Annotated in this window: 27 protein-coding genes and 1 tRNA gene; 17 read left to right on the top strand and 11 right to left on the bottom strand. The window is 62.0% G+C overall.

Annotated features, from left to right (window positions below):
• Window positions 1-19 precede the first annotated feature (19 nt).
• Entirely contained in the window at window positions 20-790 is a 771-nt protein-coding gene (locus NCN05_RS01605; RefSeq protein WP_250396713.1) for a helicase DnaB, read from the top strand.
• A gap of 475 nt (window positions 791-1,265) precedes the next feature.
• On the opposite strand, the gene NCN05_RS01600 is transcribed toward NCN05_RS01605, so the two are convergent.
• The 4 genes from NCN05_RS01600 to NCN05_RS01585 are packed head-to-tail and all read right to left on the bottom strand — an operon-like array spanning window position 1,266 to window position 4,461.
• Window positions 1,266-1,505 (bottom strand): TIGR03643 family protein, encoded by a 240-nt coding sequence (locus NCN05_RS01600; RefSeq protein WP_115132654.1) that lies wholly within the window; start codon window positions 1,503-1,505, stop codon window positions 1,266-1,268.
• 37 nt (window positions 1,506-1,542) lie between these two features.
• Window positions 1,543-2,430, bottom strand: a complete 888-nt coding sequence (locus NCN05_RS01595; RefSeq protein WP_250396712.1) for an N-acetylmuramoyl-L-alanine amidase — start codon at window positions 2,428-2,430, stop codon at window positions 1,543-1,545.
• On the bottom strand, window positions 2,412-4,109 hold the full coding sequence (locus tag NCN05_RS01590; RefSeq protein WP_250396711.1) for a M61 family metallopeptidase: 1,698 nt from the start codon (window positions 4,107-4,109) through the stop codon (window positions 2,412-2,414). The genes NCN05_RS01595 and NCN05_RS01590 overlap by 19 nt, the downstream gene beginning before the upstream one ends.
• Window position 4,110: 1 nt before the next feature.
• Window positions 4,111-4,461, bottom strand: a complete 351-nt coding sequence (locus tag NCN05_RS01585) for a DUF1257 domain-containing protein (protein ID WP_250396710.1) — start codon at window positions 4,459-4,461, stop codon at window positions 4,111-4,113.
• A gap of 72 nt (window positions 4,462-4,533) precedes the next feature.
• Here NCN05_RS01585 and purN point away from each other — a divergent pair, with 72 nt between their 5' ends.
• Window positions 4,534-5,094 (top strand): phosphoribosylglycinamide formyltransferase, encoded by a 561-nt coding sequence (gene purN, locus NCN05_RS01580; protein ID WP_250396709.1) that lies wholly within the window; start codon window positions 4,534-4,536, stop codon window positions 5,092-5,094.
• Here purN and argC read toward each other — a convergent pair.
• The gene (argC, locus tag NCN05_RS01575) at window positions 5,085-6,158 is read right to left on the bottom strand and encodes an N-acetyl-gamma-glutamyl-phosphate reductase (protein ID WP_250396905.1); all 1,074 of its coding nucleotides are present in this window, start codon (window positions 6,156-6,158) and stop codon (window positions 5,085-5,087) included. The genes purN and argC overlap by 10 nt on opposite strands.
• Window positions 6,159-6,295: 137 nt before the next feature.
• Here argC and ribBA point away from each other — a divergent pair, with 137 nt between their 5' ends.
• Window positions 6,296-7,891: a bifunctional 3,4-dihydroxy-2-butanone-4-phosphate synthase/GTP cyclohydrolase II gene (gene ribBA, locus NCN05_RS01570; RefSeq protein ID WP_250396904.1), complete on the top strand. Its 1,596-nt coding sequence runs from the start codon at window positions 6,296-6,298 to the stop codon at window positions 7,889-7,891.
• Here ribBA and NCN05_RS01565 read toward each other — a convergent pair whose 3' ends face one another.
• Window positions 7,892-8,335 carry a peptidylprolyl isomerase gene (locus tag NCN05_RS01565; protein WP_114989232.1) on the bottom strand — a complete coding sequence of 148 codons (444 nt, stop codon included), beginning with the start codon at window positions 8,333-8,335 and terminating at the stop codon, window positions 7,892-7,894. It abuts the gene before it with no gap.
• Between NCN05_RS01565 and mtnP the strand changes: the two genes are divergently transcribed.
• Window positions 8,334-9,284 (top strand): S-methyl-5'-thioadenosine phosphorylase, encoded by a 951-nt coding sequence (mtnP, locus tag NCN05_RS01560; protein WP_502988796.1) that lies wholly within the window; start codon window positions 8,334-8,336, stop codon window positions 9,282-9,284. The genes NCN05_RS01565 and mtnP overlap by 2 nt on opposite strands.
• On the opposite strand, the gene murQ is transcribed toward mtnP, so the two are convergent.
• From murQ to dnaK, 4 genes are read right to left on the bottom strand one after another with little or no spacing between them, the layout of a single operon-like run.
• A complete protein-coding gene (gene murQ / locus NCN05_RS01555; protein ID WP_250396707.1) occupies window positions 9,266-10,216 on the bottom strand; it encodes an N-acetylmuramic acid 6-phosphate etherase in 951 nt (316 codons plus the stop codon). The two genes, mtnP and murQ, sit on opposite strands and share 19 nt — an antisense overlap.
• Before the next feature lie 3 nt (window positions 10,217-10,219).
• Window positions 10,220-10,693, bottom strand: coding sequence for a DUF3110 domain-containing protein (locus NCN05_RS01550; protein WP_250396706.1), 474 nt, complete (start codon window positions 10,691-10,693; stop codon window positions 10,220-10,222).
• 43 nt (window positions 10,694-10,736) lie between these two features.
• Window positions 10,737-11,684 (bottom strand): DnaJ domain-containing protein, encoded by a 948-nt coding sequence (locus NCN05_RS01545; RefSeq protein ID WP_250396705.1) that lies wholly within the window; start codon window positions 11,682-11,684, stop codon window positions 10,737-10,739.
• Window positions 11,668-13,659 carry a molecular chaperone DnaK gene (gene dnaK / locus NCN05_RS01540; protein ID WP_115132665.1) on the bottom strand — a complete coding sequence of 664 codons (1,992 nt, stop codon included), beginning with the start codon at window positions 13,657-13,659 and terminating at the stop codon, window positions 11,668-11,670. The genes NCN05_RS01545 and dnaK overlap by 17 nt, the downstream gene beginning before the upstream one ends.
• A gap of 124 nt (window positions 13,660-13,783) precedes the next feature.
• On the opposite strand from dnaK, the gene pstC reads away from it, so the two are divergent.
• Genes pstC through pstB form a run of 3 tightly spaced genes read left to right on the top strand, consistent with a single transcriptional unit; the run spans window position 13,784 to window position 16,492 of the window.
• Window positions 13,784-14,731 (top strand): phosphate ABC transporter permease subunit PstC, encoded by a 948-nt coding sequence (gene pstC / locus NCN05_RS01535; protein ID WP_250396704.1) that lies wholly within the window; start codon window positions 13,784-13,786, stop codon window positions 14,729-14,731.
• Between the two features lies 1 nt (window position 14,732).
• On the top strand, window positions 14,733-15,650 hold the full coding sequence (gene pstA / locus NCN05_RS01530; protein ID WP_250396703.1) for a phosphate ABC transporter permease PstA: 918 nt from the start codon (window positions 14,733-14,735) through the stop codon (window positions 15,648-15,650).
• Between the two features lie 20 nt (window positions 15,651-15,670).
• The gene (gene pstB / locus NCN05_RS01525) at window positions 15,671-16,492 is read left to right on the top strand and encodes a phosphate ABC transporter ATP-binding protein PstB (protein WP_250396702.1); all 822 of its coding nucleotides are present in this window, start codon (window positions 15,671-15,673) and stop codon (window positions 16,490-16,492) included.
• A gap of 88 nt (window positions 16,493-16,580) precedes the next feature.
• Here pstB and NCN05_RS01520 read toward each other — a convergent pair.
• Window positions 16,581-16,667 (bottom strand) — tRNA-Ser (locus NCN05_RS01520).
• A gap of 53 nt (window positions 16,668-16,720) precedes the next feature.
• Here NCN05_RS01520 and NCN05_RS01515 point away from each other — a divergent pair.
• The 10 genes from NCN05_RS01515 to NCN05_RS01470 all read left to right on the top strand — a co-directional run bounded on the left by NCN05_RS01515 (window position 16,721) and on the right by NCN05_RS01470 (window position 25,996).
• Window positions 16,721-17,089, top strand: a complete 369-nt coding sequence (locus NCN05_RS01515; protein ID WP_114989241.1) for a 2Fe-2S iron-sulfur cluster-binding protein — start codon at window positions 16,721-16,723, stop codon at window positions 17,087-17,089.
• A gap of 2 nt (window positions 17,090-17,091) precedes the next feature.
• Complete coding sequence (locus tag NCN05_RS01510; protein ID WP_250396701.1) at window positions 17,092-17,979, top strand: inositol monophosphatase family protein; 888 nt, start codon at window positions 17,092-17,094, stop codon at window positions 17,977-17,979.
• Between the two features lie 22 nt (window positions 17,980-18,001).
• Window positions 18,002-19,180 (top strand): ATP phosphoribosyltransferase regulatory subunit, encoded by a 1,179-nt coding sequence (locus NCN05_RS01505; RefSeq protein ID WP_250396700.1) that lies wholly within the window; start codon window positions 18,002-18,004, stop codon window positions 19,178-19,180.
• A 25-nt stretch (window positions 19,181-19,205) separates the two neighbouring features.
• Window positions 19,206-19,430, top strand: a complete 225-nt coding sequence (locus NCN05_RS01500) for a ferredoxin family protein (RefSeq protein ID WP_006851587.1) — start codon at window positions 19,206-19,208, stop codon at window positions 19,428-19,430.
• Between the two features lie 104 nt (window positions 19,431-19,534).
• Window positions 19,535-21,439, top strand: a complete 1,905-nt coding sequence (gene htpG / locus NCN05_RS01495; RefSeq protein WP_250396699.1) for a molecular chaperone HtpG — start codon at window positions 19,535-19,537, stop codon at window positions 21,437-21,439.
• A 79-nt stretch (window positions 21,440-21,518) separates the two neighbouring features.
• Window positions 21,519-21,755 (top strand): 50S ribosomal protein L28, encoded by a 237-nt coding sequence (gene rpmB, locus NCN05_RS01490; protein WP_250396698.1) that lies wholly within the window; start codon window positions 21,519-21,521, stop codon window positions 21,753-21,755.
• Window positions 21,756-21,767: 12 nt separating this feature from the next.
• Window positions 21,768-22,328, top strand: a complete 561-nt coding sequence (locus tag NCN05_RS01485; RefSeq protein ID WP_250396697.1) for a peroxiredoxin — start codon at window positions 21,768-21,770, stop codon at window positions 22,326-22,328.
• Between the two features lie 52 nt (window positions 22,329-22,380).
• Complete coding sequence (gene ggpS / locus NCN05_RS01480; protein WP_250396696.1) at window positions 22,381-23,871, top strand: glucosylglycerol-phosphate synthase; 1,491 nt, start codon at window positions 22,381-22,383, stop codon at window positions 23,869-23,871.
• Window positions 23,868-25,133, top strand: a complete 1,266-nt coding sequence (locus NCN05_RS01475; RefSeq protein ID WP_250396695.1) for an ABC transporter substrate-binding protein — start codon at window positions 23,868-23,870, stop codon at window positions 25,131-25,133. The genes ggpS and NCN05_RS01475 overlap by 4 nt, the downstream gene beginning before the upstream one ends.
• Window positions 25,130-25,996, top strand: a complete 867-nt coding sequence (locus NCN05_RS01470) for a carbohydrate ABC transporter permease (RefSeq protein ID WP_250396694.1) — start codon at window positions 25,130-25,132, stop codon at window positions 25,994-25,996. Before NCN05_RS01475 ends, NCN05_RS01470 begins: the two co-directional genes overlap by 4 nt.

Genomic DNA, 25,996 nt, shown 5'->3' with positions numbered 1-25,996 from the left:
GACCCCATTTCCATCCCCCATGGCTGAGCCATTGCGATGGACAACAACCCTCTTGGCGACGGCAGCGAGCCTGTGCCTGGTTGGTCAATGGTCACACCCGGTTGCTGAGGTTGGGGATCAAACCCCACTTGTGGTGGAGGACAGGCTCGAGCCCACAGATTTCTCACCCGAAGAACTGAAGCTGCTGCAACGGCGCTTCGGGGTGCACGGCCCCCAGACGCAGCTGGCCCAGCTGTTCACCAGCGGGGTGGATCAGCTCCAACCATTGCGCGCATCCACCCTGGATCGTCTTCGCGAGCTGAAGCCGGTGATTCTGCGCCAAGCAGCGGCGCATCAGGTGAATCCAATGCTGATCACCGCCGTTCTTTTCGACGAAATTCAGCACTCCAAGCCGGGGGAGAGCCTCCCCTTCATCGCCCATTCCGGTCTCGTGAAGACCCACGGACCGGCCCAGATCAGCGTTTCGGAACTGATCCATCAGAAGCGGCTGCCGGCGAACCCAACGCAGGAGGAGATCACCTGGGCCCGCAATCAATTGCTGGACCCCGAAATGAACATCACCCTGCTGGCGGCCAAGTTTCAACGGCTGAAGCTGGCCCTTGGTCTGCCGGAGAGCTTGATGCTGCAGGCGAGTCGCTCCTACCTGGATACCAAGGCGATCGCCACCCTCACCTATCTCCACAACGGAAAATTGGATTACCCAGCACGGGTGTTGGGCTACATGCAGGACCCTGAACTGCACGGGTTGATTTACGGCGGTCGCCAACCGAATCCCGAAATCACGGTTTAAAGGTCCATGACGAGCACTTGGCTGCGTGAGCGGCCCAACCCAATCCAGCATCGTCAAATCCCTCAGTTGAGGGAGATAAGACGCCAAGCCTCTCCCCCATATGGGGGATGTGGGAGCCCCCCCATCTGTTGAAACATCGATCCAGCACGGCAGATCGATGAAACAACTCCTTCACCTGCTGGCATTTGGCCTGCTTGTCCCATCAACCGCACTCGCTCGGGTGGACGCCGAAGTGGCAGCACAGTGCAGAGACGCCAGGGATTTCTATGGCTGCGTCAGGGCCTTCACCACTCCGGTCCGGCGTTCCGATGACACTGCCCCTTTTGACGGCGTGATGGGGCAGATGGCTGCAGGCCTGATCTCAGGCACGAGATACCGCAACGCACCCCAAAATTTCCCCCGGGGCATGAATCCGGCGGGGACTTGTTGAAGGGATCCTGCGGGGCGTCCTGCGCTGAACCGAATCGGGCTCCATTCACTTGTGGCAGCTCGCCCGGAATCGATCGGAGCGGCTGGTGGCGGCGTGTTTGGTTTTGCGGCCGCTCACCCGCTTGCGCCAGAGCTTGAACGATGACGCTTTCATCTCTTGCCGCATCACTGCGATCACCTGCGGCTCGGAGAGTCCGAATTGAAACTCGATCGCCTCAAAGGGCGTTCGGTCTTCCCAGGCCATTTCGATAATGCGATCAAGATCCTCGCTGGGAAGCGTTTTCACCGACGCAGTACACAGGAATGCGAACGCTAACGACGCATCAACTCACGCAGAGGTCACCGAGGGCCGCCAGCCGCGTCTGAAGTTTCGACCAGTCAAAACTGCGGGGATCATCCCGTTCTCCGCCCAGATCCACATGGCGATGGGTGGTGATCGCCGCTGGCGGCAGATTGAAGGAGCGGATCCAACCCGATAACACCAGGGCCAGCGCGTCGTATTGCTTGGAGGTGTAGCCAACGTGGGAACGGTTGGCATTCGCGCCTGATGGTGGTGTCTCCAAGCTCAGATGCAGAGCAAAGTTGTTGATGGAACCCTTGAGCTTCCTGTTGGTGATCGCCCACTCTCCCAGAAAGGCTGAAAAACCTGCGCCATAGGCCCGGCTCAAGGGATCCACCAGGTCCAGAACGCGTCCGTCCTGGCCCACCAGGGTGTGATAACTCACCTGATCCTCATCGCGGGGATGGGGCGTCATGAAGGTGTTCAGAGCGGAGCTCAAGGAGTAGACGGTTTCGTGCAGCACCACCACCCTCGGCGTGGCGTCGATTACACGGCCGTAGGCGTCCTTGTCATAACGCTCGCCAAAATTGGTGGGATCGATCTTCACGAAGGTCCGCCAGGAAGCCGAACGGGCATCGAGCTGGTTCAAACGCGACCGCAACGCCCTGTCCACACCCGAACACTGCCGGGCCAGGGGCGATCGCCAGGAGCGCGACTTCGGCGGTAACGGCACTGAAGCGGAGGGGTTGTCCTCCCGTTGGCGACCACGCTCCATCCCCACAGGAGAGAGCTTCCCTTGCTCGATCAACGACCAGCTGGTCAGCCCCAGAGCCAACGTCCCCGCTGCAGCAACGCCGATGCAGAGCTGACGGTGCTGTTCAACGCGGTTCCATACACCGGTGCAGAAACGGCTTAGACGATCTCGAACCATCGATCCCGCAACTGCCGTTGTTCCGTTGTGCACCCAGGATCCCAATCCAACGTCCAATGGTCCACACCCGCATCAGGGAAGAGCTGGGTCTCCTTGAGCAGGCTGCGTCGTGAATAGGTGACGTGCACACACTCCTGCTTCTCAAGCAGAACTGCGAGGTCACTGCTGCGACGCACCCGGTAGCCATTGATCGCCAACAGCTCATCACCCACCACAAGCCCTGCCTGTTGTCCGGGACTGTCGCGCCGCACCCGCTGAATCAAAGCGGCGCCCTCAGCATCCTTGAGGGTGAGTCCATGATCGGGATGCTTGAGCGGCACAGGGTCCATGCGCAGCCCCAGAGCCTTCACGCAATCAAGCAGGGGAACGGCCTCGGGCTGGTCCAGCCATTGATCCAGATCCGAGGCAAGATCGCGATCCCATCGAGCCACTGCCGCCTTGATGTGATCACGGCTGTAGCCACGGGCCTGACGGCCGGGGCCTTGCCACATCTCCCGCAGGATCGCGGCCATGGATTGGCCGCGCTGCCGCAGGCGCACGTCGAGGCAGAAGGCCACCGCTGCACCGAGGCGGTAGTAGCTGATCTGGCTGTCCCGCGAGGCTGGCGTGGCTTTGTAGAGCTTGATCCACGCCTCACGGGCACTGGCCGCCAACGACTGGATCGAGCAACCGGGTGACATCAGCACGCTGGACAGCTCCTCACCCAGATCCTTGAGCAGAGTCGGTCGATCCGAACAGCCCGCCAACAGGGGCAGGCTGAGGTCGAAGTAGCTGGTGATTCCCTCGGCAAACCAGAGGCCTTCGGTGATCACCGCCTGCCCGTAGTCATAGGGGCGAAGCTCAACGGGCCGCAGCCGCCGCACATTCCACTGGTGCAGATATTCATGGCCGATCAGCTGCAAGAGCTGCCGGTACCCCTTGGGCTTGGCCAGAGCCGACCAGCTGAACTGCAGCACAGCACTGTGGTCGTGTTCGAGGCCGCCGTAACCCTGATCAAGCAGTTGCAGCACAAGCTGGTAACGGTCCCCCGCCGGGGGAGGGGTTCCCAGCAAGCGACAGGTGGCACTGCAGACCTTTTCGATGTCGCTGATGAAGTTCGGCGGCCAACCCATCGGTGGCGTTCCGATCAGCAACAGCTCATGGGTCTTGCCCTCCACCATGAAGGGTTCTGCCTGAAAAGGCCCCGCATGCAGCGGGCTGTCCACGAGGGCATCGAAATCGGCAGCGACCCAGCCCTCAGCGCTGGCCTCCAGCGGCAGATGCACACTCCAGTGCTCCGGAGCCGTGACGGCAACGTGGTGGGGTGACCAGCGGCACCCGTCGATGTCCATCGCCACAGCAGCGAGGCAGAGCGACGCGAAATCAGGATCCAGCAACCCGGTGCGGACAGTGAGATCCCGGGCTTCCAGCTGATAGTTGAGCGTGAGCGGGCTCAGATCCGGCAGATCACAGAGCCACTGGTGCGGCGCCATTCGACGCACCGGAAGCTCCTCACCATTGGCCAGAAGCTGCAGGCTGTGGAGGTGCTGGGCGTGATCACGAACCGTGTACGACCCCGGTGTCCACACCGGCAGTTGGAAGGTCTGGCGTTGGTTCTGCGGTGTCCACTCGATGGAGACCGCGATGGTCTGTGTTTCGGGATGGCTCAGATCGAGCCGGATCTGAACCGGTTCGAACACGTCAGTTGGTCTGCACGATCAGCTCAGCGGAACCCATGCCACCAAGGCGCACTTCATCCATGGCATGGAGCAGGGCGTAGCGGCGCGTCACCCGTTGCAAGCGCTGTTCAAGCCCGGGGTGGCGGCTGATGCGTTGGATGTCGCCATGCATCACGATTGTTCCGTCCTCCCGCTGGGTCCAGCCCAGGGGCATGGCTGAGCCCTGAAACGCGAGCACATCCACGGCATGGGAGTCGTCCGCGAATCCCTGCAATTTTGTCGATCGCTCCACCGTGAAGCCCTCATCACAAAGGGCCTGAACCAGACGCTCGAGGTCAGTGAAGACAGTCGGCAGGATGGAGAGATGGGACATGGACCGAACCCCGCTTTGACAGACCCTAGCCACAACAATCGAGCTGACCAGGCCCCGCTGCAGCTGGGGGTGATGGCATCCGGAAGCGGCAGCAACTTCGAGGCCCTGGCCCAGGCCATTCAGGCGGGGACTCTCAACGCGCGGATCCAGCGGCTGGTGGTGAACAATCCGGGCTGTGGTGCCCAGCAGCGGGCGGAGCGTCTCGGCATTCCGGTGTCGGTGCTTGACCATCGCCTGATCAAGAACCGGCGCGAGCTGGACGGCGAACTGGTGCGCCTGTTCCGCGCCGACCAGGTGGAACTGGTGGTGATGGCGGGGTGGATGCGGATCGTTACCGAAGTGCTGGTCAGCGGCTATTCCGATCGCCTGATCAACATCCACCCCTCACTGCTGCCCAGCTTCCGTGGCCTGGATGCCATCGGGCAGGCCCTGCAGGCCGGGGTGAAGGTCACCGGCTGCACGGTGCACATCGTCACCGAGGAACTGGATGCCGGTCCAATCCTGGCCCAGGCTGCCGTTCCCGTTCTCAATGGGGATGACCACGCCAGGCTCGCCAAACGGATTCAGGAGCAGGAACACCTGCTCCTGCCCAGGGCACTGGCTGAGCTGAAGCCCACCTGGCGTCAGGGATAGAACGACTGCAGGGGCAGCCCCGTCTCCGGAGAGAGGCCCGCCATCAGGTTGAGGCACTGCACGCCCTGCCCGGCCTGACCCTTGATCAGGTTGTCGATGGCACTCATCAACACCAGCTGGCCGGTGCGGGTGTCCACCTGAACCGACAGCAGAGCACGGTTGGTGTGGCGCGCCCACTTGGTGGCGGGATAGGTGCCCACCGGCAGAACCTGAACACATGGGTGGTGGCGATAGATCGCCTCCAGAACCGTGGTGCAATCCTCGGCGGTGAGACCGGGGTCGCGCAGGCGGGCATACACCGTGGACAGAAGACCACGCACCATCGGCACCAGATGCGGCGTGAACTGAAGCCGCACCTCCTGGCCAGCCACCTCCATCGCCATCTGCTCGATCTCAGAGGTGTGGCGATGGCCGATCACGCCGTAGGGCGCGATGGATTCCGAGGCCTCCGCCAGCAGCATGGCCTCCTTCGGCACGCGCCCTCCGCCGGAGGTGCCCGTCTTGGCATCAATGATGATGCCGCTGGTCTCGATCAGGCCCTGCTTGAGGAACGGCAGCAGGGGCAGCAGGCTGGCGGTGGGGAAGCAACCCGGTGCGGCAACAAGCTTCGCGTCAGCGATGGCAGGGCCGTTCCATTCCGGCAGGCCGTAAACGGCACTGCTGCAGAGCTCCGCGTCCTGACGGTTGAGGGAGCCGGCCTCCTTGGCATACACCTGCAGCCACTGCTCCAAGGAGCGGTAGCGAAAGTCGGCGGAGAGGTCCACCACCCGCACACCCCGCTCCAGCAGTTGCGGTGCCAACTGACAGGCCAGGCCGTTGGGGAGGCTCAGAACAGCGAAATCGGAACAGGCCGCAATCCGATCCGGATCCGCTGATTCCACCTTTGGGTCATCCGGCAGTGGCAGGAAGGAGCAGACGGAGCTCCAGCGTTGGCCAGCACTGCGTTCACCGCCAAGAAAACTCACAGACAGGCCGGGGTGGCCCTGGAGCAGACGAATGGTCTGCAGGCCGCCGTAGCCGGAGGCGCCGATCACAGCAACCCGTCCGCCCTTCACCGTTGCCATCGCTTCAACCGCCGACGTTGTCCTGCCTGCCATTGAACCAACCAGCCAACGGTCGATCGTACAGAGATCAATAATGAAGTCATCTCCCGGCGACCAGGCTCCTGAACCCCAGTTCCCTTGACCCCGCGAATGAACCGATCGCGTTTGATGCCATCAGCGACGCCCTGGCTGCGATCCGCAATGGGGAATGCGTTGTCGTGGTGGACGACGAACAACGGGAGAACGAAGGCGATCTGATCTGCGCGGCCCAGTTCGCCACCCCGGAAGCGATCAACTTCATGGCCACCGAGGCACGGGGCCTGATCTGTCTGGCCATGGAGGGACAGCGGCTGGACGAACTGGATCTGCCGCTGATGGTGGACCGCAACACCGATGCCAACGAGACGGCCTTCACCGTGAGCATCGATGCCGGCATAGAGCATGGGGTGACCACCGGCATCTCCGCCGAAGACCGGGCCGCCACGATTCAGGTGGCCCTCAACCCAGCCACACGGCCAGCAGAACTGCGCCGCCCTGGGCACATCTTTCCGCTGCGCGCCCGTCCCGGCGGCGTGCTCAAACGGGCCGGTCACACCGAAGCCGCCGTGGATCTGGCTCAGCTGGCGGGCCTCAGCCCCTCCGGAGTGATCTGTGAAATCCAGAACAGCGATGGCTCCATGGCCCGCTTGCCGGAGCTGCGCAGCTACGCCGATCGCTGGGGGCTGAAGCTGATCAGCATTGCTGACCTGATCCGCTACCGGCTGGAAAACGAGCGCTTCGTTCGCCGCATGGCCCAGGCCCAGATGCCCAGCCGCTTCGGCAGCTTTCAGGCGGTGGGCTACCGCAACGAACTGGATGGCTCAGAACACGTGGCCCTGATCAAGGGTGAGCCCAATGCCCTGAGCGAACCGGTGCTGGTGCGCATGCATTCCGAATGCCTCACCGGCGATGCCTTCGGCTCACTGCGCTGCGACTGCCGTCCCCAGCTGGAGGCGGCCCTGCACCAGATCGAAGCGGAAGGCGAGGGAGTGGTTGTTTATCTGCGCCAGGAAGGGCGGGGCATCGGCCTGATCAACAAATTGAAGGCCTACAGCCTCCAGGAAGCCGGGCTCGACACCGTTGAAGCCAACGAGCGGCTTGGCTTCCCGGCGGATCTGCGCAACTACGGCGTGGGCGCGCAGATCCTCTCCGACCTCGGCATCCATCGGCTGCGGTTGCTCACCAACAACCCCCGCAAGATCGCCGGCCTCGGCGGCTATGGCCTCCAGGTGGAGGAGCGGGTGCCGCTGGTGATGGACCCCGGTGCCCACAACGCCGACTACCTGGCGGCCAAGCGGGAGAAGCTCGGGCATCTGTTCGAATCCGAGAGTCCCTGTGTGGTGCTGGCCCTGGCGGTGAACGTGGGCCCCGAAAGCTGGCCCACCATTCGCCAAGAAGTGGAGACCATCGCCCAGCGCCATGGCTTCAGCCTTGAGGCCCTGCATGAACCCCGCTTGTTAGCGCTGTGGGATCGACCGCAATTCGTCTGGAAACTGATTCCCGACGGCGCCGATTCAACCCCCCTGCTCAAGAGCCTGGCGGCCCTGGCGGCCACCGAGCGGGTGGGTCTAATGCGCGTTCCCACAGAGCGGATGGCATTGCACCCGCCCCAGACCCTGGAACGGGTGGAACATCAACTCAATGAGTTGATCAACCTGGGCAGTGACGAACTGCTGGAAAACGGCCCGTCACTGCTGCATTGGACCCGGAGCTGATCAGCCTTCCTGGATCGTCACTTTGTTGATCTTGGAGCCGTTGGCCAGCTTCAGCACCACATCCATGTTGCCGGTGTGGCCGAAGACGGTATGCACGCCATCGAGGTGAGGCTGGGCCTCATGGCAGATGTAGAACTGCGAGCCGCCGGTGTTGCGACCGGCATGGGCCATAGCCAGGGTGCCGGCCTGGTGCTTCTGCTGGTTGATCTCGCAATCGATCTGGTAGCCGGGGCCGCCGGTACCGGCCATGCCGCGGGCGCCTTCACGGCTGTTGGGGCATCCCCCCTGGGCCATGAAGCCGGGGATGACGCGGTGAAAGGCCAGACCGTCGTAGAAGCCATCCTTGGCCAGCTTCACGAAGTTGGCGACGGTGTTCGGGGCATCGGCTTCGAACAGCTCGAGCTCGATCAGGCCTGCTTCAGTGTCCATCAAGGCCTTGGTCATGGTGGCGCGAGCAAAATTGGAGTGTAAAGAGACGCCGACCATGCCCGACCTCTCCCAAGCCCGCGTCGGTGTGATCGGCGGCAGCGGCCTCTATTCGATCCCCGGCTTGCGGCAGGTGGAGGAACGCACGGTCGACACACCCTTCGGGGCACCATCCGATCAACTGCGCCTGGGAGAGCTAGAGGGCGTCGAAACCGTCTTCCTGGCCCGCCACGGCCGCCATCACCATCTGCTTCCCAGTGAAGTGCCCTACCGAGCCAACATCTGGGCGATGCGTTCCCTGGGGGTGCGCTGGCTGATCTCGCTCTCGGCAGTGGGGTCCCTGCAGGAGCATCTGCAGCCGCGCGACATGGTCGTGCCCGATCAGTTCATCGACCGCACCAGGGACCGGCCCGCCAGTTTCTTCGGCAACGGCTGCGTGGCCCACGTCAGCCTTGCGGACCCCTTCTGCCCCAATTTGAGTGCCCTGTTGGCCGATGCCGCTGAACAGGGGTTGCCGGAGGGTCGACGGCTGCATCGCGGTGGCACCTATCTCTGCATGGAGGGCCCCGCCTTCTCCACCCGTGCCGAAAGCAAGCTCTACCGCTCCTGGGATTGTTCGGTGATCGGGATGACCAATCACACCGAAGCCCGTCTGGCCCGGGAAGCCGAACTGGCCTATGCCTCCCTGAGCATGGTCACCGACTTCGACTGCTGGCATGAGGATCACGACGCTGTCTCAGTGGAGATGGTGATCGGCAACCTTCAGGCCAATGCCTCAGCAACCGAACCGATCCTGAGTGGATTGATGCAGCGGCTCAAACAGGACCCTCCCGCCTCGCCGGCCCACACAGCCCTCGCCAACGCCCTGATCACCTCCAAAGATCAAGTCCCGGAACAGACCCGGTCCAACCTTGATCTGTTCACCGCCCCCTACTGGGGACCGTTCGATCAGGCTTCCGCCAGCTGAGCGCCGCAGGCGGCCAAGGCAGGCCGCAGCTGTTGGTTGTGCTGCTGCAGAACAGCCTTGGCCTGGTCCACCGACAAGGCTGCAGCAGCCATCAACAGGGCGAGTTTCACCGATCCGCCGGCCTCCTCCAGCAGCATCAGCCCCCGCTCCCGCTCCACACCGGCAAGATCCCGCAGGATCCGCAGGGACCGGTCCACCAGTTTGCTGTTGCTGGCGGCCACATCCACCATGCGGTTGCCGTAGACCTTGCCCAGCTTCACCATCACGGCGGTGGAGAGGGTGTTCAAGGCCAGTTTTGTGGCGGTTCCAGCCTTCATCCGGGTGGATCCCGTCAGCAATTCAGGGCCCGTGAGCAGGCGGATGTCGATGTCGCAGGGAAGGGGCGCCTGCTCCGTTGGAACGCAGGCCATGGCGATCGCGAGGGCTCCGATGCTTTTGGCAAACGCCAGCCCACCGCGCACGTAGGGGGTGGTGCCGCCGGCGGCGATGCCCACCAGGCAATCCTTGGCGCAGAAGCCCCGCTCCTCGAGATCGGCACGTCCGGCGGCCTCAATGTCCTCAAGCCCTTCCGAGCTGCGCAGCAACGCAGCGGAACCACCGGCGAGAACACCTTGCACCTGCTGGGGATCACTGCAGAAGGTGGGCGGACATTCCGCGGCATCCAACACCCCCAGCCGTCCGGAGGTGCCAGCACCCAGGTAGAAGAGCCGGCCGCCGGCACGGAGGCGCTCGGCAACGGAATCAACCGCCTGGGCTAGCCCCGTAGCCACAGCGGCAACAGCCTCCTGGGGGCGACGATCCTCGTCTGCAAACAACTCCACCAGCGCCAGGGTGTCGAGCTGATCCAGGCGTGAACTGCGCCGGTTGCTCTGCTCGGTGAGCAGGTGGCCGCGGTCGCTGGAGGGCTGCAGATCAGGGTCGAACAGGGCCATGGCTCAGAGCAGACCCTCCAGGCGCCGACGCAGCTCATCCAGCTCAGGATTCGATTCCGGTTCGGTCTCCAGTCCCTGGCGCGCGGGCTCAACGCTCTGCTGCTCTGCCACACCGCCGTCAGAAACAGCCTCGTCCGAAACCCCGTCGTTCGCAACCGCGTCGTCCTTCCAGTTGCTCACATCGCGGTTGCTCTGGGGCGGCGCCATGAACAGACGCTCCTCGTCATTGCTGGGCACAAAGCCCGACTCGATCAGCCGGGCCTCATAACCGGCCTCACGGCAAAACAGATCCACATCTTCCCGATCGAGGGCCTCCACCGTCGGAACCGGAAAGTCCTGGGCCTCCAGAAGACCGGCATATCGCTCGGCATCGTCGGGGTTCTCAAACAGCAGAACCACGGTTCGTCCGGCGATTTCAAGCGAGTGGATGCCTTCGCTATCCGTACCGGCATCAAAGAGCAGGACGTGGACGCGCATCGGGAAAACCGTCAGATCAACCGGACCGGAGTCTCACCCATCGTCAACCACCCTGCTCGGATTCGCTCGCCAGTTCCTGAAGACGTCGGTAGAGGGCCCGTTCCGCATCACCCAGATCAGACGGAATCACCACAACGATCTCCACCAACTGGTCACCCCGCTCGTCATCCAGCTGCAGCCCGCGCCCCCGCAGTCGCAGCAAACGTCCACTGGATGAGCCTGGAGGAACCTGCAGCGTCACAGGGCCATCCAGGGTCGGCACATCCACAGCGCAGCCGAGGGCTGCATCCGGTGGGAACAGCATCAGCTTGTAGAGCACCCGCAGACCATCTATCCGCAGGCCGTCGTCGGTCACGACCCGGAGCTGCAGGAAATGATCACGGCCGCCGGGGGCAACGCCTTCAAGCCGCAGACGCCAGCCATCCCCAGCAAAGGGGGGCGTGTTCAGCTCGATCACTGTGCCGTCATCGAGGGTCAGTTCCACCACGGTTCCCTGGAGAGCCTGATCTGGAGTGAGATGCACCACCGACTCGAGATCTTCCACGGCACGCACCGGCGGCGGCGGCGGCGGTGCCGACACCGGAGGTTCATGGACTCTGGCTTCACGCGTGGCGTCATCACCACTGGCGTCATCACCGCGGAAGGGGGGATCGGGCTCGTCCTCAACCTCAACGGAGGAACGTCCTGTTCCACCGCCGAAGATCACATCGAGGTAATCCTCAAAATCAGGGAAGCCCTGGGCAAAGGGATCGGCAACATCCGCACGGGAGCCACCCCCTCTCTGCCAGGCCTCACGCCGGCGGGGATCGCTGAGCACCGCATAGGCCTCATTGACCAGCTTGAAGCGCTCTTCAGCAACGGGATCGTTGCTGTTGAGATCGGGGTGCCAGCGGCGCGCCTCCCGGCGAAAGGCCCGTTTCAGTTGCTGATCGGTGCAGTCGGAATCAACCCCCAGCAGAGACCAGTAATCAGGCTCAGCGGTAGATGTCATCGTCCCAAGGTGCAGGGTCACGCCGGCTCAGACCACGGCCACGGTCACCCGGACGGCTGGGGGGACCCCAGGGGTCGTCGTCCCAGTCATCGGCAAACAGCTCATCCTTGAGGGAGCCCAGGGTGTTGCGGATCCCCTGAAGCGGGCTGCCATCGGCCTGACGTTCCGCCGACAGCCGGCGGTTCAGCCCGAACAACGCCTCCTCGAGACCACTCACGCAGAGATCAAGCTCCTGGAGGTCATCATTGGCGAGGCAGTCCTGCACGTCACGCATGGCCATTTCAACGGCCCGTTGCTGCCGTTCAGCGCCATAGGGCCCCAGCTCGAGTGAGGCATCCCGCAGCCGCCGTTCCGCCTGGGCAAGCAGGGTCTGAGCCCTGTTGCGGCGCTCGATCTGGTTGCGTTTGCGCCTGTCCTCATCAGCCCTCGCCTCCGCTTCCGCCAGCAGAGCGGTCACATCCTCCTCATTGAGGTTCGAGCCGCCCTGAATCGACACCGACTGCTTGCGGCCGGTGGTGCGGTCGGTGGCACTGACCTGCAGCAGGCCATTGGCATCGATGTCGAAGGCCACCTGCACTTGGGGCACCCCCCGCGGGGCGGGTGGAATCCCGGAGAGCCGGAAACGACCGAGGGATTTGTTGTCCGTCGCCATCTGGCGCTCCCCTTGCCAAACATGGATTTCCACGGACGACTGATTGGCTTCCGAGGTGCTGAAGACATCGGACTGACGCACGGGGATCGGCGTGTTGCGGGGAATCAGTACCTTCATCAATCCGCCGATGGTCTCCAGTCCCAGCGAGAGGGGGGTGACGTCGTTGAGCAGCAGATCCCTGAGTTCACCGGTGAGAATTCCGGCCTGTACCGCAGCGCCGATGGCCACCACCTCATCGGGATTCACCGATTGGCAGGGATCGATCGGCACGAGGGTGCGCACCAATTGCTGAACCATCGGCATCCGCGTGGCACCACCCACCAGCACGACGTCATCGATGTCGTCTGCCGACCAGCCGGAGTCGCGCAGCGCCGCCTGGACAGGACTCAGCAGACGATCCAGCAGATCGGGGCAGAGCCCTTCAAAGGTGGCGCGGTCCAGGCGGGTTTCGATGTGCAGCGGACCATCGCTGCCGGTAGCAATGAAGGGAAGCGAAATCGGGGTGCTCAGCACACCGGAGAGTTCCTGCTTCGCCTTCTCAGCCGCTTCCGTCAACCGCTGCAGGGCCTGGCGATCGCGGCGCAGATCAACCTTGTGCTCCTCCTCAAAGGCATCAGCCAGCCAGTTGACGATGCGTTGATCGAAATCGTTGCCGCCGAGTTGCGTGTCGCCGTTCGTCGCCTTGACGTCAAAAACACCATTGGCGATGCGCAGCAGCGACACGTCAAAGGTGCCTCCACCAAGGTCGAAGACCAGGACCCGTTTGACGGCGCTGCGGTCAAAGCCATAGGCCAGAGCAGCTGCGGTGGGCTCATTGAGGATGCGCTCCACCGAGATGCCCGCCAGGCGTCCGGCGTCACGGGTGGCCTGGCGCTGTGCGTCGTTGAAGTAAGCGGGCACGGTCACCACCGCCGCTTCCACCGGTTCACCCAAATAGGTGGACGCGTCATCGACAAGCTTGCGAATGATGCTGGCCACCAGTTCTTCGGGCGCGTATTCCCGCTCGGTCACCGGACAGGGCACCCGAACCTGCCCCTGGTCGTTGGCACGCACCGTGTAGGGAACCGACAGGCTGCTGTCCTCCAGTTCGTCCCAGTCCCGGCCGACGAACCGCTTCAGGTTCGAGAAGGTGTTGCGGGGGCTGAGCACCAGCTGGCGCCGGGCCAGCTGACCCACCAACAGTTCCTGATCCTTGGTGTATCCGACAACGGATGGGGTGGTTCGGCCGCCCTCGGCATTGGCGATCACGTGGGGACGACCTGCCTCCAGCACAGCGACAACCGAATTGGTGGTCCCCAGATCGATTCCGACGATCCGCCCCATATCCCTGAAAACTTGATCCCCACGCTAACGGCAGGTTCAAACCGGCTCCAGTCCCTCCCTTAAGCGGTTGTTAATGCCCCCAAACGGTTCGGGTCATACGTTGTAAGGGCGCGCCATTGGATGCATGTCCGACCCGGACAGTCGTTACTTGCTCCGAAGCCGTCCACCAGCGGAAAAGCTGGTGGACATCAGTTTCAGAAACCTCGCCATCGCCATGGCTTCCGTTGTGGCGATCGTTCTGTTCTCAATCCTTGTGGTGGTTTTCCAGGGGAGCCTGGATTCCATGGCCCGCTACGGATGGCAATTTCTGGTCACCTCAGACTGGAATCCCGTGGACGATCAGTACGGGGCCGGAGCCGCGATCTACGGCACCTTGATCACATCACTGCTCGCGTTGATGATCGCGGTGCCCCTCGGTGTTGGCACAGCCATTTTCATCACCGAAAACATCATTCCCAAGCGGATCCGGGATGTGATCGGCCTGATGGTGGAACTGCTCGCGGCGATTCCATCGGTGGTGCTTGGCCTCTGGGCCATTTTCGTGTTGGAACCGTTCATCAGGCCTGGGCTTGAACTTCTTTATCAACTGTTCAATTGGTTCCCCCTGTTCAGCACTCCACCGATGGGTCCTGGCACCATTCCGGCGGTGTTGATCCTGGTGGTGATGATCCTGCCGATCATCACGGCGATCTCCCGTGATTGCCTGAATCAGGTTCCACCGCAACTGCGCCAGGCGGCCTATGGGGTAGGCACAACCCGCTGGGGAGCCATCATCAATGTGATTCTCCCGGCAGCGATTTCCGGAATCATTGGTGGTGTGATGTTGGCCTTGGGCCGCGCCATGGGCGAAACCATGGCCGTGACCATGATCATCGGAAATTCCAACAACTTCAGCGTTTCGCTGCTGGCCCCTGGCAACACCATCGCAGCGATGCTGGCCAATCAATTTGGTGAGGCGGATGGCTCCCAGGTGTCGTCACTGATGTACGCAGCGTTCGTGCTGATTGTTCTCACCCTGTGCGTGAATATTTTTGCCCAGTGGATCGTGAAGCGTTTGAGCCTGAAGTACTGACATGACACAGACGCTCACCCACAACACAGCCGAGTCAGCCTCTGACCTCAGCTACAAACCCTTTCAACGCAGAAACATCAGCAGCAGGGCGCTCTCGTTTCTGGCAGCCCTGTTTGCCGCGATTGCTGTTCTGCCCCTGATCATGGTGCTCGGCTACGTGCTCGTGCAGGGGGGCAGCAAGATCAGCCTGGCCCTGCTGACGCAACTTCCACCACCGCCAGGCCTCGAAGACGGCGGCATCGCCAATGCGATCGTTGGAACGCTGGTGGTGACGGCCATCGCTGCACTGATCGCCGTTCCGGTGGGCGTCGGCGGCGGCATTTTTCTAGCTGAATACTCCCGGTCGGGATGGTTCGCTCAGTTCATTCGCTTCGGCACCAATGTGCTGGCCGGGGTGCCATCGATCATTGCCGGCGTTTTCATTTACGGCACGATCGTCACCAGTCGAATCCTGTTCGGAAACGCCTACAGCGCCGTGGCCGGCGGCATGGCACTGGCGGTGCTGATGCTTCCCACAGTGATCAAAACCACCGATGAAGGCCTGAAGCTGGTGCCCGATGATCTCCGGCGTGGCGCCCTCGGCGTGGGGGCATCCCGGTTCGTCACCGTTGTTCGCATCACCCTGCCTGCCGCATTAACCCCGATAGCCACAGGGGTTGTGCTGGGCATCGCCCGAGCAGCAGGGGAAACAGCTCCCTTGATCTTCACCGCTCTGTTCTCACCGTTCTGGTCGGATCTGCTTACGCCCGAAGGGATCTTCGCTCCAATCGCGACCCTCTCGGTGATGATCTACAACTTCGCGATCATGCCCTACGAATTTCACAACGAGCTGGCGTGGGCCGCATCGTTTGTGCTCGTCGTGATGATCCTGGCCCTGAACCTGTTCTCTCGCTGGCTGGCGCGATTTGCTGCCAAATAAACCTTTTTCTGCATAAAACAATGACGACTCTTCAACAGCCCCAAGCCACCGAGTCCCACAACGCAGACGTCGCCCTTTCCCTGCAGAACGTCACGATCAGCTACGGCAATTTCGAAGCCGTTAAAAACGTCTACTGCCAGATTCCCCGCGGCAAGGTGACAGCCTTCATTGGCCCATCCGGATGTGGAAAGTCCACGGTGCTTCGTTCATTGAATCGGATGAACGATCTGATCGAAGGCTGCTCACTGAAGGGAAGCATCCTGTTTGGAGGTGTAGACCTCTACGGGCCCAGGATTGATCCCGTGGAGGTGCGCCGCCGGATCGGAATGGTGTTCCAACAACCCAACCCATTCCCGAAAAGCATCTACGAAAACATCGCCTTCGGCGCTCGCATCAATGGCTACACCGGAGACATGGATGAGCTTGTTGAGCGTTCCCTCCGCCAGGCGGCGGTTTGGGATGAGTGCAAAGACAAGCTGAATGAAAGCGGGTATTCGCTCTCCGGCGGACAGCAGCAGCGCCTCTGCATCGCGCGCACGATCGCGATTCAGCCAGAGGTCATCCTCATGGATGAGCCCTGCTCAGCCCTTGATCCCATCTCAACGTTGAAGATCGAGGAAACGATGCATGAGCTCAAGAAGAGCTTCACCATCGTGATCGTCACCCACAACATGCAGCAGGCCGTTCGCGTCAGCGACATGACCGCCTTCTACAACGCAGAGGCCGTTGAAGGCGGAACCGGAAAGGTGGGTTACCTCGTGGAATTCAACGAGACCGACAAGATCTTCAACGCCCCCCAACAGCAGGCCACCCAGGACTACGTCTCCGGTCGTTTCGGCTGATCGCCGAGCCGGCCCCAGGCAAGGCCGTGATTGGGCCTTCAAGCCTAGAAAAGGGCAAAAAAAATCCGGTCCTGACGGACCGGAGAAGCGGAGAGCGAGGGATTCGAACCCTCGATAGAGTTGCCCCTATACAGCATTTCCAGTGCTGCGCCTTCGACCACTCGGCCAGCTCTCCACCGGCTAAATGGGGCAGGTGAGAATGTAGCAGGGCACTGCCAGCAGACCTTCATGCGTCCCAGCCACAGGATCACGATTCACTGGCGCCAAGAGGGTCGCACCATCACCCACGACGTGCCTGAGGGGGACTACATCCTTCACAGCTTCGAAGAGCAGGGTGACCCACTTCCTTTCTCCTGCAGAAACGGATGCTGCACGGAGTGCGCCGTTCGCGTGCAGAGCGGCAACCTCGACCAGCGCGAAGCCATGGGTCTGTCGCGGGAGCTGAGGGACAAGGGCTACGGCCTGCTCTGCGTGGCCCGCGCCATCGGGCCCCTGGAGGCTGAAACCCAGGATGAGGATGAGGTGTACGAGCTCCAGTTCGGTCGCCACTTCGGCAAAGGGCGCGTTACTGCTCGCATTCCCCTCGAGGAGGAGTGAACATGCCGGAATCGATCTGCACCCGTGCCGCCCACGAAGCCGGTCTCAGCCCAAGCGATCTGGAGCGTCTTGTCGGCGTGGCCCGCTCAGCGGCCGATGCCGGTGGTCAGGAACTGATGCGCCACTACGGGCGCCTGTCGTCCATCGAAAGCAAAGGCCGCATCGGCGACCTGGTCACCAATGCCGACCTTGCTGCCGAACGCATCGTCTTGGAGCTGCTGGCGGAGCAAACCCCTGAGATTGCTGTGCTGGCGGAGGAAAGCGGGGCAGCCGGTCAGCAGGACGGCCTGAGGTGGTGTGTTGACCCCCTCGATGGGACCACAAACTTCGCCCACGGCTACCCCTTTTTTGCCACCTCGATCGGACTCACCCTGGGCCAGCAGCCCATCCTCGGGGCCATCGCTGTGCCCTTTCTCAAGGAGATGTACTGGGGGGCACCGGGGGTCGGAGCGTTCTGCAACGACAGACCACTGCAGGTGAGCAGTTGTGATCGGCTCGAAGACTCCCTACTGGTCACCGGGTTCGCCTACGACCGGCACACCCGACTCGACAACAACTACGCCGAGTTCTGCTGGTTCACCCATCGCACCCACGGCGTGCGCCGGGGAGGTGCTGCAGCGGTGGACCTGGCCTTCGTGGCCGCTGGCCGCCAGGACGGCTATTGGGAACGGGGCCTGTCTCCCTGGGATCTGGCCGCTGGCGTGGCGTTGGTGGATCTGGCCGGTGGAACCGTCACCGGCTATGGCAATCGACCCTTCGACCTCTCCAGTGGCCGGGTCATTGCCGCTGGCGCCAGCCTGCATGCGGCGATCACCGAGGGGCTGTCTCAGGTGCAACCACTGCCTGGAGCCGCCTTCGGAGCGCCCGAGGTCACGGCCATGGGATCCTGAGGCGTGGCCGAGAGGACGTGAGATGGCGCTGCAACCTGCAGCTGGCGCAAAGGATCTGAATCCACGTCAGGTGGAGACCAACCGACAGCTGACGGAACGTCTGGCGTCGGTTTACCGCCTCTGGGGCTACGACGAGGTCTCGCCACCCCGGGTAGAACGCCTGGCCACCCTGATGGCCGGCGGTGCCATCGACAGCTCAGACATTGTTCGTCTGGTGGCTGATGACCCCCTCGGGCTGCGCCCGGAGATGACGGCATCCATCGCCAGAGCCGCCTGCACCCGATTTGCGGATCGCCAGAGACCGCTGCGGCTCTGGGCCTCTGGCACGGTGTTCCGCACCCGTTCCGCCGATGAGGGTGGTCAGTGCATCGAGGAAAACCTTCAGAGCGGCGTTGAACTGTTCGGCGTCAGTGGCGGCGAAGCGGAGATGGAGCTGCTCAGCCTGCTGATGGCCTCCGTTCAGACCCTGGGGCTGCAGGCCAACCAGAAACCAAGGCTGTTGCTGGGTCACACCGCTCTGATGGATCTGGTGCTCCGTCCGTTCAGCGGTGCGTTGCGTGATCAGATCCGCACGGCATTGATCGATTTCGACCGGTTGGCCATCGAGGGCTTCGATCTGGCCGACGCTGAGAAGACCAGGCTGCTCTCCTTGCTGGACTGCCGTGGCACCCCCGACCAGGTGCTGACCCAGCTCGAGAGTCTCTGCGGGGAACAGCCGGTCTTCGATGAGCTGCGGCGCCTCTGTGCCCATCTCGCCTCGGCAGCTCAGGCTCAGGCGGTGACGATCCAGCTGGATCCAACCTTTCAACCCCATTTCGAGCTCTACACCGGCCTGGTGTTCCAGCTGGTCTGTGATGGCCGCAGTTCACCGGTGGTGATTGCCCGCGGCGGCCGCTACGATGATCTGGTGCGCCGTTGCGGCGCAACGGATGACCGGGCTTTTGGCGCAGGGTTCAGCCTCGCAATCGATCCGATCCGCGAACTGATTTCAGACCTGGATGCTGCCGAACAGGAGCAGTCCGATGTTCTCGTTGCTTTTTCAACGGCCTCGAATCTGGAATCCGCCATGGAGCGTCAGCGCGGCTGGCACGAGCAGGGACGCACCGCTGTGATGGCCCTGGAACCCCTGGCGTCCAAGCAGGAGGCTGAGCAGCAGGCGAAGGCCCAGGGTGGTCTGCAGCTGGATTGGGTCGATCCTTAGGATCCCGCTGTGCAGCAGGACCTCCATGGCTCATTCCATCGTCACTGACGTTTGCGAGGGGATCGCTGATTGTGTTGATGCCTGCCCTGTGGCCTGTATCGACCAAGGCAAAGGAAAGAACAAGAAGGGCACTGACTTCTACTGGATCAATTTCGATACCTGCATCGATTGCGGTATCTGCCTGCAGGTGTGTCCCGTTGAGGGAGCCATCGTTGCTGAAGAGCGTCCTGACCTGCAGAAGACGCCCTGATCTGGGCCAAGGGACGTAGGCACGAAGGTACGGGGAACCCCCTGAAACAGCAGTTGAGCTCGGGTAAAACCTGTCTCTAGTGTCTGGTTTTTCACAGCAAAGGAATGGCGGTGCTGGAGGAACAGGGTCAGATTCAGATCCACACCGAAAACATTTTCCCGATCATCAAGAAGGCCGTTTATTCCGGCCATGAGGTGTTTCTGCGGGAGCTGGTGAGCAATGGCGTCGACGCCATCAGCAAGCGCCGCATGGCGGCGATGGCCGGCGACTGCAGTGAAGGGGATGACGGGGCCATTCGGATCAGTGTGGATCGCGAAGCCAAAACACTCACCATCAGCGACAACGGCATCGGCATGACCGCCGATGAGGTGAAGCGCTACATCAACCAGGTGGCCTTCTCCAGCGCCGAGGATTTCCTGGAGAAGTACAAGCAGGAAAACGACGCCATCATTGGCCACTTCGGCCTGGGCTTCTATTCCAGCTTCATGGTGGCCGAGCGGGTTGAGCTGCTGACCCGTTCAGCGCGGCCCGAGGCTGAGGCCGTGCGCTGGAGCTGTGATGGCTCCCCGAACTTCAGCCTCACTGCCGCCGAGAAAGAGCAGCCCGGCACGGACGTGATCCTTCATCTGATGGAGGACGAGCTCGAATATCTCGAACCGGCTCGGATCCGCACCCTGATCAACACCTACTGCGACTTCATGGCAGTACCGGTGCAGCTGGAAGGGGAAACCATCAACAAGATGGATGCCCCCTGGCGCAAAAGCGCCAGAGACCTGAGTGATCAGGACTACATCGACCTGTACCACTACCTCTATCCCTTCCAGGGCGATCCCCTGCTCTGGGTTCACCTCAACACCGACTATCCCTACAACCTCCAGGGCATTCTTTTCTTCCCCAAGCAGACCGGACGTGCCGACTGGGAGAAGGGGGAAATCAAGCTGTACTGCAACCAGGTGTTCGTCAGCGATTCGATCAAGGAGGTCGTTCCGCGCTACCTGTTGCCCCTGCGGGGGGTGATCGATTCACCCGATATCCCCCTGAACGTGAGCCGCAGTGCTCTGCAAACCGACCGGCGCGTTCGCTCCATCGGCAACTTCGTCGCCAAGAAAGTGTCCGACCGGCTGCGGAACCTGAAAAAGGAGGATCCCAACGGTTACGCCGAAGCCTGGGATGCCCTGGCACCCTTCGTGAAGATCGGCGCCATGGAGGACGAGAAGTTCGCCGAACAGGTGTCTGAACTGATCCTGTTCGCCACCACCGCTGCAGCAGGGGAAGGAGACGACGCTGACCCGATCGCCTGCGATGGCCGTGCCTTCACCACCCTGGAGGGGTACCGCAGCCGACTGGCCGCGGATCAGAACCAGCGTGTGCTCTACAGCACCGATGACGTTGCCCAGGCCGGTGCGCTCAACCTCTGGACCTCCCAGGGCGCGGAAGTGCTGAAGCTGGAGACGGTGATCGACACCCAGTTCATCCCCTGGCTGGAACATCGCCATGAGGAACTCACCTTCCAGCGCGTCGACTCGGAACTGGACGAAAGCCTGAAGGACAACGATGCCGAACTCACCGATCAGGACGGCACCACCGAGTCAGACCGACTGCGTGATCTGATCAAAGCGGCCCTCGCCAACGACAAGGTGACCGTTCAGGTGCAGGCCTTGAAAGCCGAGGGGGCACCGCCGGCCATGATTCTTCTGCCGGAACAGATGCGCCGGCTGAACGACATGGGCGCCTTGATGGAACAACGCCTGCCGGGCCTTCCCGAGCATCACGTGCTGCTGGTGAACCGGCGCCACCCCCTTGTGGAGGGGATGCTGAAGTTGCGTGCCGGTGGCGTGCTGGTGGGAGCGGCGGACACATCGCCGACCGCAAGCCTGGCCGAGGATGTGGCCCGCCATCTGTATGACATGGCGCGCCTGGGCGTCGGGGGTCTGGAGCCCAATGAGCTGGCCGGTTTCCAGACCCGCAGCGCTGAATTGATGGGTGCCTTGATGCAGAGAGGACTTTGACCTGAAGACCTTTTGCTAAATTAGTTATTTGGAACTGGCTTTTCAGCTCCAAACAACCTCTCAGTAGAAGGACATCGTCATGTCACGGGTGTGTCAGCTCACCGGTACTCGCGCCAACAACGGCATGGCCGTGAGCCATTCCCACATCCGCACCAAGAAGCTGCAGCAGGCCAACCTGCAGCAGCGTCGCCTCTGGTGGGCGGAAGGCAACCGCTGGGTGAAGCTGCGTGTCACCACCCGCGCCCTCAAAACCATCCAGAAGAAAGGCCTGGGCGCCTACGCCAAGTCTCTGGGCATTAACCTGGCCAAGGTTTGAGATCTTGAACGGGTGAATCGGCGGGAATTACTAGTCAAGTCCGGCCTTTTCCTTGCTGCTCTGACGCTCACACCCTCGCGGGCTTCGGCCCTCGGGGGTGTTGTTTTGGAAACGGGTACAACCGTGCCTGATTTCGATCTGCCCGGATCCAGTCAGTCCGAACCCGATCGGAAACAATGGAGCAGCCGTGATCTGCGCGGCCGCTGGCTCGCGGTTTACTTCTATCCAAGGGATTTCACCGGCGGATGCACGATCGAAGCCCGGGGCTTCGAAAGCCTTCACAACGACTTCATTCAGGCCGGTGCGGAAGTGATCGGCATCAGCGCCGACAGCGTTGACGACCATGAATCCTTCTGTGAGAGCGAAGGATTGAGCTTCCCCCTGCTGTCCGATCCCGACGGGACCGTGAGCAAGGCCTACGGGTCGTGGATGGCGCCGTACTCGCTGCGCCACACCTTTCTGATCGATCCGGACGGGGTCTTGCGTGAACGCTGGGTGGCGGTTCGACCCAACGGTCACGCCCGCGAGGTGCTGGATTCGTTGGTGTCTTTTCAGACCAAAGCCGCCGTTTGACAAAAGAGGGCTTTTGCTGAATGGTAGAGCGAACGAAGCGTTGTTCGAATAAATGGGTGCGGGTCAGAGTTCATTTGTAATCCTCTATCACCGCACGCCGTTCGACGAATCAAAAGACAAGAACGGGAAAAGAATATGGGTCGATCAGAAAAGCCCTAACGGAATTATTCCAACCCTTCGCAACCTCTTCCGTAGCTGCGAAAAAGGCACTTGGATTGCCTGGAGACGGGTCAACGATCAGTCGAATGAAGGCACAGAACGGTTTGAGATGGATAATCCTTCGCCGTTTACTCTGTGCCGAATCCCCCTGGAAGATGAACAGATCTCCAGTTTTTATCACATCACATCCAAAGAATGCTTCTGGCCAATTCTTCATACGTTTCCAACCTATTTCAATGTCAACAACGCGAACTGGAAGATCTTTGAAGAGGTCAACAAACGTTTCGCCAGGGCGGCATGCGCTGAAGCCGCCGAGGGTGCAACGGTGTGGGTGCATGACTACAACCTTTGGCTGGCTCCCGGTTACATCCGAGCCGAACGTCCAGACCTGAAGATTGCCTTTTTCCATCACACTCCTTTCCCGGGGAATGATGTTTTCGCCATCCTTCCCTGGCGTGAGCAGATCCTGGAAAGTTTGCTCTGTTGTGATGTCGTCGGCTTCCACATTCCCCGCTACACCGAAAACTTTGCCCGCGCCGCCACAACCCTAGTGGGCGCCAAACGAGGCCCCAAAGTGCCGGTGGACAAGAAATTCATTGAGGTCGGAACCGCCCTTTCGGAAGGCACGGTCACCAGTCACCTCGAGCACAACGGTCGCACCATTCAGCTGCTCAGCTCTCCGGTGGGCACCTCACCTGATCTGATTCAGGAATTGTGCTGGAGCCCGTCGGTTGAAAGTCATGGCGAATTGATCGTTCAAGACACCAAAAAAGGCCGAAAACTGATCCTCTCTGCCAGTCGGGTGGATTACACCAAGGGCAACGAAGAGTTGCTGCTGGCGTTTGAACGGCTGTTGGAACGACGCAAGGATCTGCACGGCCAGGTGGTGCTGATGCTGGCCTGTGTGGCCGCTGCCAGTGGAATGAAGATCTACGAAGACACCCAACGCTCAATCGAGGAGATGGCCGGACGCATCAACGGCCGCTTCAGCCAGATCGATTGGGTGCCCATCCGCTTTTCCACCCGCCGGATCCCCTACGACGAAATGATCGCCTGGTTCTGCCATGCGGACGTGTGCTGGATCACTCCGCTGCGGGATGGCCTGAATCTGGTGGCCAAGGAGTACGCCGCTGCTCGACGCAACCGTGGCGGCGTTCTTGTGCTCTCAGAATTCACCGGAGCCTCGGTTGTGCTGGATGGCGCCGTGCTCACCAATCCCTATTCCAATCGCCGCATGGATGAGGCCATCGAATCGGCACTGGAAATGGATGAAGACGAGCAGCGCGACCGCATGAGCCGCATGACCGATGCCGTGGAGAACTACACGGTGAGCGACTGGGCCGAGGAACAGATGTCTGGCCTGTCGCCCTCCACCCCGCAATGAAACTGCGCCGCTGGCTCGTGGGCGGTGCCTTGGCGCTGGTGATGGCCCTGGGTGTTCTGGTTGGATCAGCCTCCTCGCGCGCGGAGGAGGTGAGCATCCTCATGCCCTCCTCCTTCACCGATGCCAGTGCCGATCTGGTGAAAGCCTTCAACCGCGAGCATCGCGGCCGGATTCATCTCAAGTTGATTCGAGGTCCGTTGAACACGGAATCGATTTCAGACCTGGCAATCAGCAGTCTTCTGCTCGGTGATGCGCCGTTCGATGCGCTGTTGATGGATGTCACCTGGTTGCCGAAATATGCCGCCGCCGGCTGGCTTGAAGCCCTGGATCCCTGGTTTGGTCAGGGCGACCAGGAGCAGCTGGTGCAAGGTGCACGGCTGGGCAATGACTACGACGGCCATCTCTATCGCTGGCCGCTGGTGGCCGATGTGGGACTGCTCTACTGGCGCACGGATCTGATGGAACAGCCACCAGCAACGCCCGATGCGCTGGTGGAGGTTGCCGGACGCCTCGTTGAAAGCCAGGCCGTTGCCAACGGTTTTGTCTGGCAGGGGCGTCAGTACGAAGGATTGAGCTGCGACTTCCTTGAAGTGCTGCAGGGCTTCGGCGGTGACTGGATGGACACCACCACCAACGCCATGGAGCTCGATACGCCTGAGGCAACGGCGGCAGCAGACTGGTTGAACGGTCTGATCAGCGAAGGCGTCAGCCCCTACGCCGTGACCAATTACGCCGAGGCGGAGTCGCTTCAGGCCTTCAAGGCCGGAGATGCCGCTCTGATGCGCAACTGGCCCTACGCCTGGGCTGAACTCCAGAAGGACGACAGCGCGGTGAAGGGCAACGTCGGCATCAGCCTGATGGTGGCCCAACCGGGTGAACGCCCCGGAGCCACCCTCGGCAGCTGGGGGCTGAGCCTGATGCGCCAATCGCAGCACAAGGAAGCAGCGGTGCAAGCGATTCGCTACCTCACCAGCGAAGACGCCCAGCGGCAGCGCTTTCTCAACAACGGCTACACCCCAATCCAGGCGGATCTGTTCAACGACCCCGAGATGCTGAAGGCCTCTCCCGTGCTGCCGGATCTGCTGGTGGCCTTGAACCATGCGGTGGTTCGTCCGCCTACCCCGCTGTATGCCCAGCTGAGCGATGTGGTGCAGCGGGAACTCAACGGCTTGTTCACCGCGGCCGGGTCCGCCGATGAGGCCATGGCCACCAGTCAGCAGCGGAGCCAGACTCTGCTGCGGGCTGCGGGAGCCACGCCATGACGATGCTCCTGGCTGCACCTGCTCTGCTGTTGATCGTGGTGGTGTTCGGCTGGCCGATGCTGCGCTACGCCTGGCTGAGCTTCCACGCTGATTCCGTTCTCACTGGCCTCGAACCGGTGGCCAACGGCGGAGCCAACTGGTGGCGACTGGCGGCCGATCAGCGCTTCTGGCTGGATGCCGGACAAACCGCGCGATTCGCCCTGATCTCAGTGGGTTTGGAGTTGCTGTTGGCCCTGGCCATTGCGCTGCTGCTGCATCAACGCTGGCGCGGCAGGGGGGCCGTTCGCGCCCTGACCCTGCTGCCCTGGGCCCTGCCCACAACGATGATGGCCCTGGGCTGGCGCTGGATCTTCAACACCCCCTACGGCCCGATCGAGGTGCTGGCACGAAGCCTTGGCCTCAACTCCCTGGATCTGCTATCCACCCCATCGATCACCTGGCTGGTGACCGTGTTTGCGGATGTCTGGAAAACAACGCCCTTCATCACGCTGATTCTTCTGGCGGGACTCCAGAGCATTCCCGACGACCTCTACAGCGCCTTTCGCCTGGAAGGGGGAACGCCGCTTCAGGCGCTTCGCAGGGTCACCCTGCCGCTGCTGCTCCCCTACATCCTCCTGAGCCTCCTGTTCCGCCTGGCCCAGGCTTTCGGGGTGTTCGATCTGGTGCAGGTGCTCACCGGTGGCGGTCCCGCCGGCAGCACCGAAAGCATCGCCCTCTATGCCTACCTCAACGGAATGCGCTTCCTCGATTTCGGCTACAGCGCCACGGTGATGCTCGCGGGCTTCCTGTTGCTCACCGCGCTGATTCTTGCGGGCACGTTGCTGCTGAGGAGCTTCGGTCTGTTGAGCTCCCTGGACCGATGA

This window comes from Synechococcus sp. MU1651 (assembly GCF_023630635.1).
GTDB lineage: Bacteria > Cyanobacteriota > Cyanobacteriia > PCC-6307 > Cyanobiaceae > Parasynechococcus.
The sequence above is the reverse complement of the archived record's forward strand: the minus strand, read 5'-3'. Positions and strand labels throughout refer to the sequence as shown.

Bases quoted from the DNA above. Each gene is read 5' to 3' on its own strand.
- rpmB (WP_250396698.1), top strand. From the start codon at position 21,519: ATGTCACGGGTGTGTCAGCTCACCGGTACTCGCGCCAACAACGGCATG.
- NCN05_RS01500 (WP_006851587.1), top strand. From the start codon at position 19,206: ATGGCTCATTCCATCGTCACTGACGTTTGCGAGGGGATCGCTGATTGT.
- NCN05_RS01595 (WP_250396712.1), bottom strand. From the start codon at position 2,430: ATGGTTCGAGATCGTCTAAGCCGTTTCTGCACCGGTGTATGGAACCGC.
- pstB (WP_250396702.1), top strand. From the start codon at position 15,671: ATGACGACTCTTCAACAGCCCCAAGCCACCGAGTCCCACAACGCAGAC.
- NCN05_RS01510 (WP_250396701.1), top strand. From the start codon at position 17,092: ATGCCGGAATCGATCTGCACCCGTGCCGCCCACGAAGCCGGTCTCAGC.
- htpG (WP_250396699.1), top strand. From the start codon at position 19,535: ATGGCGGTGCTGGAGGAACAGGGTCAGATTCAGATCCACACCGAAAAC.
- argC (WP_250396905.1), bottom strand. From the start codon at position 6,158: ATGGCAACGGTGAAGGGCGGACGGGTTGCTGTGATCGGCGCCTCCGGC.
- NCN05_RS01545 (WP_250396705.1), bottom strand. From the start codon at position 11,684: ATGACATCTACCGCTGAGCCTGATTACTGGTCTCTGCTGGGGGTTGAT.
- NCN05_RS01605 (WP_250396713.1), top strand. From the start codon at position 20: ATGGCTGAGCCATTGCGATGGACAACAACCCTCTTGGCGACGGCAGCG.
- mtnP (WP_502988796.1), top strand. From the start codon at position 8,334: ATGGTGGCGCGAGCAAAATTGGAGTGTAAAGAGACGCCGACCATGCCC.
- pstA (WP_250396703.1), top strand. From the start codon at position 14,733: ATGACACAGACGCTCACCCACAACACAGCCGAGTCAGCCTCTGACCTC.
- dnaK (WP_115132665.1), bottom strand. From the start codon at position 13,659: ATGGGGCGGATCGTCGGAATCGATCTGGGGACCACCAATTCGGTTGTC.
- NCN05_RS01475 (WP_250396695.1), top strand. From the start codon at position 23,868: ATGAAACTGCGCCGCTGGCTCGTGGGCGGTGCCTTGGCGCTGGTGATG.
- NCN05_RS01585 (WP_250396710.1), bottom strand. From the start codon at position 4,461: ATGTCCCATCTCTCCATCCTGCCGACTGTCTTCACTGACCTCGAGCGT.
- purN (WP_250396709.1), top strand. From the start codon at position 4,534: ATGGCATCCGGAAGCGGCAGCAACTTCGAGGCCCTGGCCCAGGCCATT.
- pstC (WP_250396704.1), top strand. From the start codon at position 13,784: ATGTCCGACCCGGACAGTCGTTACTTGCTCCGAAGCCGTCCACCAGCG.
- NCN05_RS01565 (WP_114989232.1), bottom strand. From the start codon at position 8,335: ATGACCAAGGCCTTGATGGACACTGAAGCAGGCCTGATCGAGCTCGAG.
- ggpS (WP_250396696.1), top strand. From the start codon at position 22,381: ATGGGTGCGGGTCAGAGTTCATTTGTAATCCTCTATCACCGCACGCCG.
- NCN05_RS01505 (WP_250396700.1), top strand. From the start codon at position 18,002: ATGGCGCTGCAACCTGCAGCTGGCGCAAAGGATCTGAATCCACGTCAG.
- NCN05_RS01550 (WP_250396706.1), bottom strand. From the start codon at position 10,693: ATGCGCGTCCACGTCCTGCTCTTTGATGCCGGTACGGATAGCGAAGGC.
- NCN05_RS01515 (WP_114989241.1), top strand. From the start codon at position 16,721: ATGCGTCCCAGCCACAGGATCACGATTCACTGGCGCCAAGAGGGTCGC.
- NCN05_RS01470 (WP_250396694.1), top strand. From the start codon at position 25,130: ATGACGATGCTCCTGGCTGCACCTGCTCTGCTGTTGATCGTGGTGGTG.
- murQ (WP_250396707.1), bottom strand. From the start codon at position 10,216: ATGGCCCTGTTCGACCCTGATCTGCAGCCCTCCAGCGACCGCGGCCAC.